Below are 15,998 nucleotides of genomic sequence, written 5' to 3' on the forward strand. Positions count from 1 at the left end.
ACAATGGAGACGTCAACATATCAATACTTGCAACAAAATCCAAAGCTAGCTAATTTTGTACGCTATAATCCTGTGTGGTATCGATATCTTTCAAGAGATCCTAATAGGGTCAGAGAGCTCAACAAGGAATCCAAGAAATTTTATGGAAAAACATTTCCTCAACAAGTTGAGAAAGTAGGGAATCAAGTGCAAATGGTCAATATGCTTATCCAATTTGCAGGAGCAATGAAAGATTAACCAAATAACGTTTTCATTAAGGGAATTACATGGTAAGATTAAGTAGGAGGTGAAAAAATGATTGGTACAATGGAATATGTAGATATACTTGACCATTCTGATATAGTCAGTGACATGATTCAAAAGTCAGATGTTATGGAAGCCTACGAAGATTCCCTTAATAATGTAAGAAAAGATGATGAAGCACAACGGCTTATTAAAGCGTTTAAAGATACAAAAGGTCATTATGAAGACGTTCAACGTTTTGGAAGGTATCATCCTGACTATAATCAAATTATGAAAGAAGTACGTTCTACAAAACGTGAAATGGATATGAATGACAAAATTGCAGCGTTTAAGATTGCTGAACGGAACTTACAAAAGCTGCTTGACGAAGTAAGTGAGTACATTGCTTTTAGTGTCAGCGATGATATTAAAGCACCGAAAGATGGAGCAGCATTAACTGATGGTGGCTGTGGTCACGGTCACGGAAGCGGTGGTTGTGGTTGTAAGGCATCCTAGTAAATATTGATGTATACGTTATAATCTGATACACTTATTTGCAAACATAATGTTAGTGAGGGTATCCGATGATAACGAAACGTCAAGGGTTAATTGTTTGGTTTCAGCATATGAAAAACTTAAAACAGATAAAGCGTTATGGTCACTTAATATACTCTTCCAGAAAGTTAAAGTATGCAGTTATTTATGTGGATCAGGAAGAATTGGAAACGATAGAGACTAAATTACTAAAACTTTCTTTTGTGTCAAAAGTTGATCGTTCATATAAACCTTTTATACGAACTAACTATGAAAACGCTAAACCTGATAAGGCTAAACAATATGACTATAAAATGGGAATTTAAACCTTTGCGGGATACATATGGTGACCGCAAAGGTTTCGTTTTGTTTAATAGTTTATAAGGAAGCTTGACTTATCGCAAGACTTTAGTTGTAATTATACAGTAAGAAAATATTTAAACTTTTTTGCATAAAATTACCTCTCTAACTTACCTTAGCTGACACAGGAGACGCTATTTCTGTATAAAAGTAACCTTCTCGAAGTTGTCTGGACACAGAAGCCCTTATTTCACATATATCATGGTTTATTTAACTGTATTTGTGTGAAATAAGGTCCATGATGTCCACAAAACCTCAAATTTGCAATAATAAAAAAAATCATGATAGATAGTAGCTGGGCATTCACAACCATGATGGTTTCTTAACTATTAGAAAACTTGGCTTATCGCCAAGCCTTAGTATAGATAAGCTTTTAGTTGCACTTATGCAGTAAGAAAGTATTTTTATACTCCCTCTTTATTCTAACGAATCCTCTTGTTTTCTCTGTTATGTTTCTTATCTGACAAAAGAAAAACCTGCAGATAATTTTCTGCAGGTCCCTTTGTTTTCCTGTTAGAAAACAAAAAGGCAAAGGGAGAGGAGAAACCGGAGGAAGAACTTATGGGGAAGTGTAAGCCTTCTCCGTGTTTTGAAACAACCAAGCTATCTTAGCTGTCTCACTATGCTATTATGTACATGGTTATAAATTATATACACACTCTCTTTATATTTTTAAAATTTATTAGTTTATAAACTTGCTCTTTTGTTTTGTTAGGATTAATATGGTTTATTGAGGTGGTCATATGCGAGTAGTAGCGGGGATACATAAGGGTAGACAATTGAAAGCGGTGCCAGGTAAAACGACTAGACCTACTACAGATAAAGTAAAAGAGGCTGTATTCCAAATTTTAGGGCCATTGTTCAAAGATGGTATGTTTCTTGATTTGTTTGCTGGCAGCGGATCATTGGGGATTGAAGCTTTAAGCAGAGGTATGAAAAGTGGTGTATTTGTTGATAAACACCCAAAAGCTATACATACTATTTATGAAAATGTTAGAACATTGAAATTAGATGATAGGGTTGAAGTTTTTAGAACAGAAGCTTTTCGTGCAATTAATGCAGCATCAAAAAGAGAGTTACAATTTGATTTGATTTTGCTGGATCCACCATATAAGAAGGTGAATTATGGAAAGATATTAGATGAAATTGCTAAACTTCATCTGTTAAAAGAAAATGGCATGATATATTGCGAACATGATACAGCAGAAGAGTTGCCAGGTGACAATGATCATTTTTCCGTAATAAAACAAGACCATTATGGTGGAACAATAGGCATTACAATCTATAAAAAGAACTAGAAGGGAGAGCTTTTCATTGAGCAGATTAGCAATTTGTCCAGGCAGTTTTGATCCGGTTACATTTGGACATCTGGATATTATAGAACGAGGTGCTAGTGTTTTTGATAACGTTATAGTTGTTGTATTTAATAATCAATCTAAAGCTCCTTTGTTTACAGTTGAGGAAAGAGTAGCACTGTTAGAGGAAGCCACAAATCATTTACCTAATGTAACAGTTGATGAATCAAATGAACTATTAATCGATTATGCTATGCAGCAAAAGGCACAAGTGGTATTACGCGGGTTGAGAGCTGTTAGTGACTTTGAATATGAAATGCAAATCACATCTATGAATAGAAAGCTTAACGAAAAAGTTGAAACACTATTTATGATGACGAATAATCAATATTCATTTTTAAGTTCAAGTATTGTAAAAGAAGTGGCCAAATACAAGGCGAATGTATCTGACCTGGTACCAGAGGCAGTAGAAAAAGCATTAAAGAAAAAGTATAGCTAGTATAAAAAGATGTTGTTCAGTAAGATGACACAACATCTTTTTAATTTTTTCGCAACCGGTTACTTAATATCATGAAAGCAATCAGTAAAAATGTAATGGTTATGATTGGTCCGAACTCTTTTAGGTTGTAAAGTATTGCCAGCCATGAATCTTGTGGAACTCCATTTGAAACCGGAACCCCCTTAAAATCAAAAGATGTTCGATTCAAATATAACGGCTTATACAGTATAACTGTTAGAATACTAGCAAAAATACCGTGCAGGATGCGAGCGAAAAAATAGGGAGAAAACCGGATATCTGTAGGTGCAATTATACTTGCAACTTGTGCTTGAATGGAAAAACCGTTAAAACCTAATATGAAACTTACGACAATAATTTTTGCTAATAAACTTCCGGTATCTGTTTGCGATATTGCTCTTGCCCCTTGTGTAATCTCGAATAATCCAGAAAACAAAGGTAATGCTAAATCTACTGGCAGGGTAAATAATTGCAATATATATTCAAAAATGGTAGAGATTGCTGGTGATAATCCTATGATAAACATCAGCTTTGTTAAAACAGAAAAAAAGATAATAAAGCCACCAACCATTACTAATGTTTGAATTGAATTTAAAACTGCATCTCCAACTATTTTTCCAAATGGACGCGGGTCATTCATTCGAGCACGATGCATTTCTCTAAAAGCCTGGATGATAGAAACTTTTTGTTGTTTAGTCTTTTTTTCATCCTTTTCTTTTTCCCTGCCGTAAAAACGCATACATATACCGACCAGTGCATTTCCAATGTAATGGGCGGATGCTAACAAAATACCCAGTTTAACGTCGTAAAAAAACCCAACTGACACTGCTCCAAATATAAAGAGAGGACTTGAAGCGTTTGTGAATGAAACAAGTCGTTCTGCCTCAATTTGGGTGAGCTGACCTTCTTCTCGAAGTCGTGTTGATATTTTAGCACCAGTGGGATAGCCACTTGCCATTCCCATGGCCCATGCGAAACTCCCCGCACCAGGAACATTAAATAACGGTCGCATAATTGGTTCACATAAAATTCCTATGAACTTTACTACCCCGAATCCAATTAATAATTCAGCAGTTATGAAAAAAGGTAACAGTGATGGAAACACGATTTCCCACCACATTTTTAATCCTCTTATACTAGCCTCAAAAGATTGGTCTGGGAATTTTATTAGGCAAAAAGCAATAAAAACAGTAATGCTGGCAAATAGGATTGTTTTGACTTTTTGTGTCAACATAAAGCCCCCTAGTGTATAGCTAGCTCTGTACTTCTTTTTTTGATAGTAGTAGAATGATTCTAGCTTGATATATAAATTTTATTAGAAATGTAATAATTAAATTTGTACGAGTCTATATCAATATACGCACATACATCATGTTTTTATGCCATACACTTTTTATCATATATAGAAAAATGGTGTTAATAGGAAAGGCGAAAGGGGACTAACGGTGAAATTTACCAAAAAGCATATAATTTTTTTGATAATTGTAATTGCAATAGCATTTTTCATTTCAACATATCAACTCCCATATTATGTCTATAAACCAGGTGGCGCTGATGCACTTAACCCAATTGTCAATGTAGAAGGTGGTTATGACAGTGAAGGGGACATGCATCTTGTTACGGTTCGAGGAGGACAAGCTACACCTATTCAATATTTATGGGCAAAAGTACTGCCCAATCATGAGATTTATCCTCTTAACGAGGTGAGACCAGAGGGTGTTTCAGAAGATGAATACTTTCATGCACAGCTACAGATGATGGAAAGCTCACAGGAGGCGTCTAAGGTAGTCGCCTACAAAGCGGCTGGTGAGGACATTACGATCAATTATGATGGTGTCTATGTAGTTGGGGTTGTTGAAGGAATGCCTGCGGATGGAAAATTAAAATCGGGCGACCGTATCACTGGTATCAATGGGGAAGAAATAAAGGAATCCAAGGATCTAATTAATTATGTGGAAAATAGACAGGCAGGGGATACCATCATGTTAGAAGTTGTGCGTGATGACAAGCAGTTAACTAAAGAAGTTAATCTTAAGAAATTTAAAGAAGCAGATAATAAAGTTGGTATTGGAATCAGACTTGTTACCGATCGAAGTGTGAAAGTCAGTCCAAAAGTTAATTTCTCGAGTGGGAGTATTGGTGGCCCGAGTGCAGGTTTGATGTTTTCATTGGAAATTTATGATCAATTAACTAAAAATGACTTAACAAATGGTTATCAAATAGCAGGAACTGGTGAAGTGGATTACAACGGAAATGTCTTACCGATTGGCGGAATTGACAAAAAAATAATTGCTGCTGATCAGGAAGGCTGTAATATCTTCTTTGCCCCTAATGAGGATGGAGCTGAAGGTTCTAACTATGAAGTTGCAAAGAAAATTGCTGAAGAAATAGACACCGATATGAAAATTGTTCCGGTAGATACATTCGAAGATGCATTGAATTATTTAAAGAACATGGAATCGGAATAATAATAAACCTGTCTTATGCTTACGGAGCATAAAGCAGGTTTTTTTCTTCAACTTTTTTAGTATAGGTTGTTGTTGATTAGAAAATACCAAAAAGATATAAACTAGGAAGTGTGGAGTAGGGCTTAACGAGCGGACACATGGGACGCTATTTCTTTGAAAAAGTAGTCTTTTCGAAGTTACCCGGACACAGAAGCCCTTATTTCACCTATGTCATGGTAAATATAGGGCATTTCTGCCAAATAAGGTCTCTGGTGTCCGTAAAACCTCAAATTTGCTATATGAAAACACATCTCTAAATCAATTACAAATTCATTTTAATGACAGATGGTGACTGTGCATTTGGTGGGCATGTTGGTTTCTTAACTAAAAGAGCTTACTTTAAAATTGGCGGCTGTAGTTCCTGCTTATGAAAGTCTCGTTTCTTTTTAGCTGGAAGTATACTATAATAGGCTCTTGAGGCTTTTTCCTCCATGGATAGCATAGGGTCTGTATTACGACTCAAATTTGCTACTAGAGGTACCATCATATTCTTTTTTTGCCTATTTAAATAGGTTTGTCCAATTTCTGTCATACCTAGAATGCGGACATATGGAACAGATGAGGAACTTTTTGCAACTTCCATATCTGCTTTTGTTGTATTTGTTAATATATGAGCAAATATTCGTTGTAACCGTGTCCAGGTATATCGTTTTGTTTTAATCTTCTCAATCCATTCCTCAAAAGAAATGACATCATTGGCAGTCCTTTTAATACGATACTCCAACCCTTCATCAACACCGTGAATACCGGCGAGTTCATTTAGTGACATTGTTAGAACACGGTAATGAACAAGGTGAAAGTAACATTCCCATTTATGCCAGGTAGTTGCTTCATGTTTATACAATTGGAGCTGATTTAAGGTCTCTGCTGGCATGGTGTCCTTAATTTCTGATGAGATAGCATGATCAGTAAATAGTTGGTTTCGAATACTCGTGGCGGATGCAATTGCACCTGTTATCGTCTGATCGTGGTAGCTGCTTTGTGTTCGTGTTATCGTTAAAGGCTCAATAGGTAAATCATTAGCAAGAATTGTTTTAACATAGCTGAAACCAAGTATATTGTTAGGCTTTGACAAATCCATATTCGTTGTGGTTAAGCCTATCTTCTCATATGCCTTCCTGCTTGCCTCCGGGAAAGATAGACCTTGGTTCAAGTAGCTTTTAAGTGTTTCCTTAAAAGTGGTCTCATGCTTGTTATAGGTTTCATAACTTTTAGTGAAACGGGATATGTCACCAGATTCACTGCCGAAACAGATACTGGATACGCCAATTTCATTTAACGTATGTACTGAACCTTTGGCAAACATATCACTGCTTTGAACAGCATACGGATAGGGTAATTCCAATACAATATCAATTCCGGCTGATAATGCAGCATTTGTCCGATGAAATTTATCAATAATCGCGGGTTCTCCACGTTGTAAAAATGATCCACTCATAACAGCAATTATACAATCAGCCTTAGCGACTTTTTTCGCTTCTTGTATATGATATAAATGTCCATTATGAAATGGGTTATATTCGACGATTAGACCACAGACTTCCATAAGCTCATCCCCTATATGTGAGTTGGTGTTAATTGTATCAAAAAACGTAAGCGGACGCATTGTTCATAAATATGATTATCAGAAATAAGAAGGGGAACACTAAATATATATAATTTTTCTAAGCAATTTTTAATCTGTAAAGAAAATATGTTGACAAAAGTTCATTTTCCTTTTAAAATAACTCTTGTTGCCTTGAGGTGATAAAAATGAAATTTACATTAGGTCAAATTAGGAATAATGCCTATAGTGAGCCCTTTACGTTCGATGATTGGGTTAATGTTTCCGAGTTGGAAACAATGAATAATGATATACGCGAAATTGATTCAGCTCATGTGTATGGTACAGCATTCGACCAGGGAAATGAAATTGTTTTTTCATTTACGATTAGTGGGAAGATGATTTTACCATGTGCCCGTACATTAGTCGATGTCCCATATCCCTTTGAAATAAAGGCAACTGAGATTTTTTCTGAATCAACCTATTATGATGGAGAAGAATCAGAAGATGAAATTCATCCTATTGATGGGGAAGTACTTGACTTAACCCCATTTATCAAGGAAAATATCTTACTAGAGGTCCCTTATCGTGTGTTTTCGGATGATGAAGAGGCCAAAAGAAATGCTCCTGTAAAAGGAAATGATTGGGAATTTATTTCAGAGGAAAAAACCGAAAAGAAGATTGATCCACGTTTGAAAAAACTGGAATCATTACTTGAAGATAACGAGAAAGAGAAATAGGAATATTAATTCTGATTTTGCTTTCGTATTTGAAGGAGGTGTAGGTCATGGCAGTACCAAAAAGAAAAACATCTAAAAAGGTTAAAAATCAACGTCGTACTCATAAAAAGTTACATGTAACTGGCATGGTAGAATGTTCAAATTGTGGTGAATTAACCAAGTCACATCATGTATGTAAATCATGTGGACATTATGATGGAAAAGAAGTAGTTAACAATTAAATTGTACTAATAGCCTATATTAACAGATCACTGCTCAGTGATCTGTTTTTATATGTAAACAACAATATATGCTACTATGGATAGAAATAAGTCATAAAGGGGATTCCATAATGGAAACAATTCAATATAATACATATGAAGATGGTTACGGTATAATACAGTTACACCGCCCTGAAAAACGGAATGCTGTATCAAACGAGATGGCTAGTGAACTCAAGCAGGTATTGGAAACTGCTAAACAAACTTCGATTAAATTTCTGGTAATCACAGGAGCAGGAAATCGGATGTTTTGTGCAGGTGGAGATTTGCAAAATCTGCATGGAGAGCTTAGTACTGATGAAGCTTTCTCAACGTTGTATCCAATGAAAGAAGTTCTTTATGAAATTGCCTCCTTTCCGGTTCCTACTATTTGTTTGCTAAATGGAGACGCGTTAGGTGGAGGGTGTGAAATCGCAACTGCTTGTGATTTCAGAATCGCAAGGGAGAACACCAATTTTGGATTTGTGCAAACTAAATTAGGGATAACTCCCGGATGGGGTGGAGGATCCCTTTTATATGAAAAAGTTCATCCAAGCTTTGCCTATCAATGGTTGATGGAAGGTGAAGTATATAATGCATCCTTTTTAGAGAAACAAGGCTGGCTGCACAGAATTGCTTCAGAAGAAGTATGGCACGATCATCAAAAACTATTAAAACCTTATTTATCAAAGTCATTGGACCAAATGAATATATTAAAAATGCAATATAGAAAGAAGCTATCTATATTAGGCTTTTCTGCGTTAATGGATGATGAAGTTAGAAATTGTGCTAAACTATGGGGATCAGAGAAACATAAGGACGCTGTTCAACAATTCAAACCCCGGAAATAATACAAACTATTCACAAAAATAGTGAAATTTATTCTATCACTCCTACTTTTTGCATACATTTATAGCAAATGTGTAAGGAGGGATGTTATGAATGCAACACGTCAAGATGCATGGACGCAAGATGAAGATATAATATTAGCAGAAACTGTACTTCGCTATATTAGAGAAGGTAAAACGCAGCTTGAAGCGTTTAAAGAAGTCGCGAAAGAATTATCACGAACATCAGCGGCGTGCGGCTTTCGCTGGAATGCTTCAATCCGGAGGCAATACCAGGAAGCTATTGATTCTGCCAAGGAAGAACGCAAACAAGGCGGAAGGCTGAAATCATGGAATTATACAGATTCAAGACCCATGCAAGAGGAGGATCCCATTAATACTGCGATTTCGCTGTTAGAAAAAATGAGGACTAATTTTGCTAGTGAAAATCAATTGTTTAACAAAGAAGAGGAAGAGGCGTTAAACAATCTAAAGAAAGAAAATGAGATCCTGAAAGCGCAGCTGAAGCGTTATGAAGAAGCGTGGATAGAAATGGGGAACCTATGGAGTTGGGTGAAGGAAAATAAAATGTAACAGCTTAAGTGCGAGTGAATTCAAGGGTATACTGGATGTATTCTGAAGAGGAGTTATTCATTATAATATGCCTATATTGATTTTTCAGAGCGCAAAAAGACATGAATGATTAAAAATTACATTCATGTCTTTATCTTTGTATTTATTCTTTTTCTTGTACGCCTTCAGGCATCCAAATTAGTGGATTTGCACCAAGGTCACGTTCCATATCATATTTTGCTTTTTGAAAGCCCATCTTTTCCCAGAAACTATGCGAATTGATTCGCGGGTTAGTTTTTATAGGAAGCTGATAACTCTTCGCAAAATCAACCAGAGCTTTACCATATTCCTGTCCTCTATAGTCTGGTAACACCTCAAGTTTCCATAACTCCAGGTAATCCTGGGGTGGTTCAAAATATGCATCATATTTAGCGGTAACCTTGTAAAGACTCATTCTTGCGATTAAGTTATTTCCAATGTATATTCCATAAAATGGTGATTCACTGTCGTTCTCAACAATATTACTTTGCAAGTCCTCAAGCATCGATAGTTCCTGGTTGCCATACTCCTTAAAACGCTTGAACTTCTCCAATGTCTTATAATTGATTAAAAGTTTCTCAACTTTAATTTGGTCCATGCTATCTCCCCCTTAAAATCAGAAGTATTTGGTTTTTCTATATAATTTATTATAATATAAAAAAATTCATATTGAAAATGACAGCTATAATTTATCTTAGTTTTATTATACTGTAAACTATTAGAAATTTATACTTTAAATACATATTGTATTTATTCTGCTACAATTAGTTAAAGGAAAATTATAGAAGGGCGAATGTTATATGGATATCGGAATAATAGGCGGGGGATCAACAGGACTGTTACTTGGAAGTTATTTAGCAAAAGAACATAACGTAACTATTTATGTTAAAAGAGAACAACAAAAGAGATCTTTGAGTCAACATGGAATTTTCTCGCCAGAATCAAATGAATCAATATCAGTTAAGTCATTTTTAATCAGTGAGATGCGGAGAGAAGATTATTTAATCGTCTGTGTAAAGCAACATCATGTTTCACAAGTTATGCCAATTATCGAACAAGCAAATAAAGAAGCCACTGTTATTTTTTTACAAAATGGCATGGGGCATATTCCATTATTACAAGAGATGAACCAGTCAGTATTAGTAGGAGTAGTTGAGCACGGAGCTTTGCGAAAAAATGACCATACCGTTGAACATACTGGAAAAGGTGTTATTAAGCTAGCGGTGTTCTCGGGAAGTCGGGATGAACTTGACTCTGTCACTTATCATTTGAATCAGCAACAGTTCTCTTTTAAAGGTTTCTCTGACTGGAAAAGTTTACTTCAGGAGAAATTGATTATTAATGCTGTGATAAATCCATTAACGGCGTTATTCCATATAAGAAATGGTGAATTATTTAAGAACGTATCTATTCATAGTATAGCTTGTGAGTTATGTCGTGAAGCTGCGATAGTCTTAGAATTAGACTATGAACAGCAGTTGGAGCGGGTGCAGGAAGTCGCCGGAAAAACAGGAAATAATATTTCATCAATGCTAAACGATTTACAAGAGAACAGAAAAACTGAAATTGAAGCAATATGTGGCTACTTAATAAAAATGAGCAGCCATTCCATTCCGTATACAACATTTCTTTATACTAGTATAAAGGCTTTGGAAGAGCAGAAAGGGATTAAGGAATAAGCATGCCGGACATTATTATTTACTTCATCGGACTTATTGTGACAGTACCTATTATAGCAACATGGATTGTTTATTTAATCTCTATGAAAATATACAGGCATAAATGGAAAGCAGTACATAATGCTGTGAATTGGACAACAATACTATACATAATTGCTGTTGTAGCATTAGTAAATGAAATTTTTGGGATTTCATTTTTTGGTACAATTCTGGTTATATTAATTAGCATATATACCATTATCGTAGTTGCTCATTGGAAAATTTATACGGAAGTTATTTTCACTAAAGCATTTAAAATGTTTTGGCGAATTTGTTTTCTATTGTTTCTGATGCTTTATATCTGTTTGGTTTTAATTGGTATATATCTGCGTATCTTTTACTAATTATTCAACTTTCGCAGCGTTAAATGATTGCCTATACCTTGAAGGAATAAGAAAGGCTGAAGATACACTATTTGAGTTGACTTTGGATCAACAAAACGTATTTGATATAAAGTCAAATTTAACGTTCTACTGGAATACTACGAAGTACTTTTTAAAAAGTTTGAATGCTGTTATGCCCTCCGGAAATACACTTCGCGCACCTAGGGCGGCTGATGAGCCTCCTTGCTCCTACGTCGCTGCGCAGTCTCATCTAGACCTCAGCTTCCACAGGAGTCTCCGTGCATTTCCTCCGCTGGGTTTGCTCACTTATTCAAAAAAATGCATGTTGTGATGGTATAAACAAGATTTTGGCCATCTAAACCAGCAGATGGCTCCTGTGGGACAGCGATCCTAAGAGACCCCACAGTGAGCGTTTTTTTGCGATCGAGGCAGACTAAGTACGCCAAGTCCTGTGACAACGTCTGCACTAGCACGTCCTATGCGTTGGAGGCTCGTGGTGAGCCCTAGGTGCGCGAGTAATATATTCCAGTTGCGTGGTCAGGGAGCCACACTAAATACTACAAAATCGCTTACCATAGTCTGTATCATAGTTTATATCTTATGTGTACAAAAACTTTGATCAATGTTGTCAAGGCAATATTAAAAACGTGATGAGATTATCAATATAGCTGTTTAACTTATTCTATAGATGGAAAGTTGAGTAATTTTATGACTGAGTTAAGACAGATTAAATGAAATTAACATCAGTTTTATGTACAATACGTATTGGATATATTTATTACGTTAAAAGGAGCATGTAATCTATGCAGATCGATCCAATTAAACTACAAAACCAAAATGCACTAATAGATGATTATCGAAATAACAAGGGAAGCATCACGCAACATTTTGAGTATAACCCTTATTCGGACGCTGCCTATAAAAGTAGATTACAAGCGTTACAAAACAGAAATTTTGATCGTGAGCTGCTTACAGACACACTATTCGAAATTAACCAGCAATGGGATGCTCCTGAATCTACATACGTAAACATTGAACGTTTGAAAAAGGACGATAGTGTTGTGGTTATTGGTGGCCAGCAAGCTGGGTTATTGACGGGTCCCATGTACACAATTAATAAAATAATTTCAATTATCCAATTTGCTAAACAACAGGAATTAAAGCTTGAAAAACCTGTGATCCCTGTTTTTTGGATTGCAGGTGAAGATCATGATTTTGATGAAATCAATCATATTTACTTACCGGAATCATCATCCATGAAAAAATACAAATTGCTGCAGCGGGTAGCGGAGAAAAAATCCGTTTCCGACATACCTATTGATGAAACGTATGCAAACCAATGGGTGAATCGATTATTTGAACAAATAGATGAAACACAATACACGAAGAATCTCCATCAAATAATTAGAGGGTGTTTAGAGAACTCCAGTACATATGTGGATTTCTTTGCTCGTGTCATTTACAAATTATTTGATGATGAAGGTATTGTGCTGGCTGACTCGGGCAGTCCAAAAATGCGCAGACTGGAACGGGATCACTTCCTAACACTAATTGAAAATCAAACTGAAATCAGTACAGGCGTATATGAAGCATTACAGCAAATTAAACAAAAAAGCTATTCTGTGTCTTTGGATGTGGAACCCACTGATGCACATCTTTTTTATCATAAAGATAATGAGCGAATTCTGCTTGTACGAAAAGATAATGGGGATTGGGAAGGGAAGCAAAACGAAATATTGCTGACTAACCAGGAATTGAAAAATATTGCTAGAAACAATCCGGAGTTGTTAAGCAATAACGTCGTTACAAGACCAGTCATGCAGGAATTATTGTTTCCGACATTAGCATTTATTGGTGGACCTGGTGAAGTAGGTTATTGGTCAATACTAAAGCCTGCGTTTAAGGCAGTGGGGATCAATATGCCACCAGTACTGCCAAGGTTATCGTTTACATTCATCGATCGTAATGTGGAAAAATCGCTAAGAAAATACGCAATAGATGAACAGGATGCTGTTAATCATGGAGTAGAAGAGATAAAGGCAAACTGGCTGGCATCACAAAGTAATCCGCCAGTACAACAGGTTGCCGATGAAATCAAGCAGGCTGTTGATAAGGCACACAGCCCTCTTCGGGAAATTGCAAGGGATACACGTGCAGATCTTGGAGAGTTGGCTGATAAAAATCTCTATTATTTACAATGCGATATTGAGTACCTTGAAGGTCGGATTACTAAAGCGTTAGAGGAGAAATACAAAAAAGAACTGGCTGAATATGATTTGATTCAAATAGCTATGCGCCCAAATCAGGGACTTCAGGAACGAACGTGGAATCCATTACCGTTAATTAATGAATATGGTCCATATTTTATAAAACAGTTAGCCAAGGAATCCTGTTCATTTGAAGAAGACCACCACCTAGTCCATATATAATTTATATTCTACCACTATCCCCCACATTTTATTAAATGTGGGGGATAGTTATATCTTTATTCAATAATTTACTGGAAAAAAGTTGATGTATGCTGGTATATCAACTTTTTTTCTATGTCCTTTTTTATGAGTGACTCGTAAAGTTTAAGGGTTTCATCTAAATCAAAAGAACCATTTTAATAATATAAATAAAAAAATTTAAAATTGAGTGGTGAATAGTGGTGGAATGTGGTAACATATGAAATATGAAAGTGGGGATAGCTTTATGTTCATGGGTGAATTTCAACACAACATTGATACAAAAGGTCGAATAATTGTCCCTGCTAAGTTCCGTGAAGGGCTTGGCGACAATTTTGTTGTCACTCGTGGGCTCGATAAATGTCTGTTTGCCTATCCAATGGACGAATGGAAATTACTCGAAGATAAGTTGAAGAAGCTCCCCCTAACTAAAAAAGATGCACGAGCTTTTACGAGGTTCTTTTTCTCTGGAGCAGTTGAATGTGAAGTGGATAAACAGGGAAGAATAAATATTCCCCAGCCACTACGAAATTACGCTGTGTTAGATAAAGAGTGCGTTGTAATTGGTGTATCTAATCGAATTGAATTCTGGTCAAATGAGAACTGGGAAGATTATTTTAATGACTCCGAAGAATCATTTGGCGAAATTGCCGAAAACCTTATGGATTTTGATATTTAACTTAGCAACTTTTAAATTATAAATTGGCGTTAATACAAGCTTTTTAGAAGTAGGTGTGACAATGTTTGATCATTACAGTGTACTAAAAGAAGAAACTTTGGATGGTATAGCTATTAAGCCTGATGGTACATATATAGACTGCACAGTTGGTGGTGGTGGTCATTCAGAACAGATTGCTGCACGTCTAGGGGAAAATGGATTATTGGTCGCCTTTGACCAGGATTTGGATGCACTTGAAGCAGCTAAATCAAGATTGCACCAGTACCAAGATCGGATAACATTTATTCATGCCAACTTCAGAAAACTAGAAGAAGAATTATCCAATCATCATATTGATACTATTGATGGAATCCTTTTTGATCTTGGTGTTTCATCCCCGCAATTAGATCGTGGTGACAGAGGTTTCAGTTATCAGCACGATGCAAAACTTGATATGCGGATGGACCAGGAGCAGGATCTTGACGCACATGTAATTGTCAATTCATGGCCTTACAATGAACTTGTAAAGATATTTTTTAAATATGGTGAAGAAAAATTTTCCAAACAAATAGCGAGGAAAATAGAAGCGTTCAGAAAAGAACAACCAATTGAAACAACGCATCAGCTGGTAGAAATAATAAAAGACGGTATACCTGCACCTGCACGAAGAAAGGGTGGGCATCCGGCGAAGCGTATTTTTCAAGCATTGCGAATAGCAGTGAATGATGAGTTAGAGGCGTTTAATGATGCATTACACCAGGCTGCAAGAGTCGTTAAGGTTAACGGAAGAGTTGCTGTTATTACATTTCACTCACTGGAAGACAGACTTTGCAAACAAGCATTTAAGAAATGGAGTACAGCGAAGGAAGTGCCGAGGAATCTGCCAATAATACCTGAGGGTCACCAGGCACCATTTAAGCTGATTAATAAAAAACCAATTTTACCAAGCACTGGAGAGTTGGATGTAAATCGCAGGTCAAAATCTGCTAAGTTGCGGGTTGCTGAGAAAATAAATGAATGGAATGAAGATTTCACATTTGAAGAAGGGTGGAAAAAATCATGAGTGCAAGCCATGCGCGCAGCTGGGAACAAACTTACACATCACATGCACCACAAAAGGATAAACAAATTTCTGTGAAAGTACATAAAAAAGGCTGGATAACAAAAGGCGAAAAAGTCTTGTATTCGGTAATTGGATTTTGTTTGATTATAGCTTGTGTTTATATTGTTTCTTTTTCTTCTTCAACGGACACTTTAAACAGAGAACTACAATCTTTAGAGCAGACTGTACAGAAACAGCAAGTAGAAAATGAAGGATTAGTATACGAGAAAAAAAAATTAAGCAGACCTGAACGTATCACAAGGATCGCCAAAGAAAATGGCTTGAAAATTCAAGATGCAGATGTGAAACAAGCTACGGCTTTTAACAACTAAG

The 15,998-nt window shown here is 36.1% G+C and carries 19 protein-coding genes; 16 read left to right on the forward strand and 3 right to left on the reverse strand.

The window, feature by feature from the left end:
* The first annotated feature begins 3 nt into the window (after positions 1-3).
* The 5 genes from ACTWQM_RS07300 (at position 4) to coaD (ending at position 2,910) form a co-directional block, all read left to right on the forward strand.
* The gene (locus tag ACTWQM_RS07300; RefSeq protein WP_443257527.1) at positions 4-237 is read left to right on the forward strand and encodes a YlbE-like family protein; all 234 of its coding nucleotides are present in this window, start codon (positions 4-6) and stop codon (positions 235-237) included.
* Between the two features lie 57 nt (positions 238-294).
* The gene (locus ACTWQM_RS07305; protein WP_443257528.1) at positions 295-738 is read left to right on the forward strand and encodes a YlbF family regulator; all 444 of its coding nucleotides are present in this window, start codon (positions 295-297) and stop codon (positions 736-738) included.
* Positions 739-806: 68 nt separating this feature from the next.
* Positions 807-1,082 carry a YlbG family protein gene (locus tag ACTWQM_RS07310; protein WP_443257529.1) on the forward strand — a complete coding sequence of 92 codons (276 nt, stop codon included), beginning with the start codon at positions 807-809 and terminating at the stop codon, positions 1,080-1,082.
* Positions 1,083-1,859: 777 nt separating this feature from the next.
* Positions 1,860-2,414 carry a 16S rRNA (guanine(966)-N(2))-methyltransferase RsmD gene (gene rsmD / locus ACTWQM_RS07315; RefSeq protein WP_443257530.1) on the forward strand — a complete coding sequence of 185 codons (555 nt, stop codon included), beginning with the start codon at positions 1,860-1,862 and terminating at the stop codon, positions 2,412-2,414.
* A 16-nt stretch (positions 2,415-2,430) separates the two neighbouring features.
* Positions 2,431-2,910, forward strand: coding sequence for a pantetheine-phosphate adenylyltransferase (gene coaD, locus ACTWQM_RS07320; protein WP_443257531.1), 480 nt, complete (start codon positions 2,431-2,433; stop codon positions 2,908-2,910).
* Positions 2,911-2,950: 40 nt separating this feature from the next.
* Here coaD and ylbJ read toward each other — a convergent pair whose 3' ends face one another.
* Complete coding sequence (ylbJ, locus tag ACTWQM_RS07325) at positions 2,951-4,159, reverse strand: sporulation integral membrane protein YlbJ (RefSeq protein ID WP_443257532.1); 1,209 nt, start codon at positions 4,157-4,159, stop codon at positions 2,951-2,953.
* Between the two features lie 214 nt (positions 4,160-4,373).
* Here ylbJ and ACTWQM_RS07330 point away from each other — a divergent pair, with 214 nt between their 5' ends.
* A complete protein-coding gene (locus tag ACTWQM_RS07330) occupies positions 4,374-5,396 on the forward strand; it encodes a SepM family pheromone-processing serine protease (RefSeq protein WP_443257533.1) in 1,023 nt (340 codons plus the stop codon).
* A gap of 373 nt (positions 5,397-5,769) precedes the next feature.
* Here the strand turns inward: ACTWQM_RS07330 and ACTWQM_RS07335 are convergent, their stop codons facing one another.
* Positions 5,770-6,981, reverse strand: a complete 1,212-nt coding sequence (locus ACTWQM_RS07335) for a nucleotidyltransferase (RefSeq protein ID WP_443257534.1) — start codon at positions 6,979-6,981, stop codon at positions 5,770-5,772.
* Between the two features lie 206 nt (positions 6,982-7,187).
* Here ACTWQM_RS07335 and ACTWQM_RS07340 point away from each other — a divergent pair, with 206 nt between their 5' ends.
* From ACTWQM_RS07340 to ACTWQM_RS07355, 4 genes are all read left to right on the forward strand, one after another.
* Complete coding sequence (locus tag ACTWQM_RS07340) at positions 7,188-7,718, forward strand: YceD family protein (RefSeq protein ID WP_443257535.1); 531 nt, start codon at positions 7,188-7,190, stop codon at positions 7,716-7,718.
* 47 nt (positions 7,719-7,765) lie between these two features.
* Positions 7,766-7,939 (forward strand): 50S ribosomal protein L32, encoded by a 174-nt coding sequence (rpmF, locus tag ACTWQM_RS07345; RefSeq protein WP_092493049.1) that lies wholly within the window; start codon positions 7,766-7,768, stop codon positions 7,937-7,939.
* A 110-nt stretch (positions 7,940-8,049) separates the two neighbouring features.
* Complete coding sequence (locus tag ACTWQM_RS07350; RefSeq protein ID WP_443257536.1) at positions 8,050-8,808, forward strand: enoyl-CoA hydratase/isomerase family protein; 759 nt, start codon at positions 8,050-8,052, stop codon at positions 8,806-8,808.
* An 87-nt stretch (positions 8,809-8,895) separates the two neighbouring features.
* The gene (locus tag ACTWQM_RS07355) at positions 8,896-9,378 is read left to right on the forward strand and encodes an RsfA family transcriptional regulator (protein ID WP_443257537.1); all 483 of its coding nucleotides are present in this window, start codon (positions 8,896-8,898) and stop codon (positions 9,376-9,378) included.
* Between the two features lie 142 nt (positions 9,379-9,520).
* Here the strand turns inward: ACTWQM_RS07355 and ACTWQM_RS07360 are convergent, their stop codons facing one another.
* A complete protein-coding gene (locus ACTWQM_RS07360; RefSeq protein WP_443257538.1) occupies positions 9,521-9,994 on the reverse strand; it encodes an N-acetyltransferase in 474 nt (157 codons plus the stop codon).
* A 202-nt stretch (positions 9,995-10,196) separates the two neighbouring features.
* Here ACTWQM_RS07360 and ACTWQM_RS07365 point away from each other — a divergent pair, with 202 nt between their 5' ends.
* The 6 genes from ACTWQM_RS07365 to ftsL all read left to right on the forward strand — a co-directional run bounded on the left by ACTWQM_RS07365 (position 10,197) and on the right by ftsL (position 15,997).
* Positions 10,197-11,075, forward strand: a complete 879-nt coding sequence (locus ACTWQM_RS07365; protein WP_443257539.1) for a 2-dehydropantoate 2-reductase — start codon at positions 10,197-10,199, stop codon at positions 11,073-11,075.
* Between the two features lie 2 nt (positions 11,076-11,077).
* Positions 11,078-11,458 (forward strand): DUF3397 domain-containing protein, encoded by a 381-nt coding sequence (locus ACTWQM_RS07370; RefSeq protein WP_443257540.1) that lies wholly within the window; start codon positions 11,078-11,080, stop codon positions 11,456-11,458.
* A gap of 803 nt (positions 11,459-12,261) precedes the next feature.
* On the forward strand, positions 12,262-13,887 hold the full coding sequence (gene bshC / locus ACTWQM_RS07375; RefSeq protein ID WP_443257541.1) for a bacillithiol biosynthesis cysteine-adding enzyme BshC: 1,626 nt from the start codon (positions 12,262-12,264) through the stop codon (positions 13,885-13,887).
* A 265-nt stretch (positions 13,888-14,152) separates the two neighbouring features.
* A complete protein-coding gene (gene mraZ, locus ACTWQM_RS07380; RefSeq protein ID WP_443257796.1) occupies positions 14,153-14,584 on the forward strand; it encodes a division/cell wall cluster transcriptional repressor MraZ in 432 nt (143 codons plus the stop codon).
* Between the two features lie 61 nt (positions 14,585-14,645).
* On the forward strand, positions 14,646-15,626 hold the full coding sequence (rsmH, locus tag ACTWQM_RS07385; protein ID WP_443257542.1) for a 16S rRNA (cytosine(1402)-N(4))-methyltransferase RsmH: 981 nt from the start codon (positions 14,646-14,648) through the stop codon (positions 15,624-15,626).
* Entirely contained in the window at positions 15,623-15,997 is a 375-nt protein-coding gene (gene ftsL, locus ACTWQM_RS07390) for a cell division protein FtsL (protein WP_443257543.1), read from the forward strand. Before rsmH ends, ftsL begins: the two co-directional genes overlap by 4 nt.
* The last annotated feature ends 1 nt before the right edge of the window (position 15,998 follow it).

The sequence above is a fragment of the Virgibacillus sp. L01 genome (assembly GCF_052246775.1).
Classification (GTDB): Bacteria; Bacillota; Bacilli; order Bacillales; family Amphibacillaceae; genus Lentibacillus.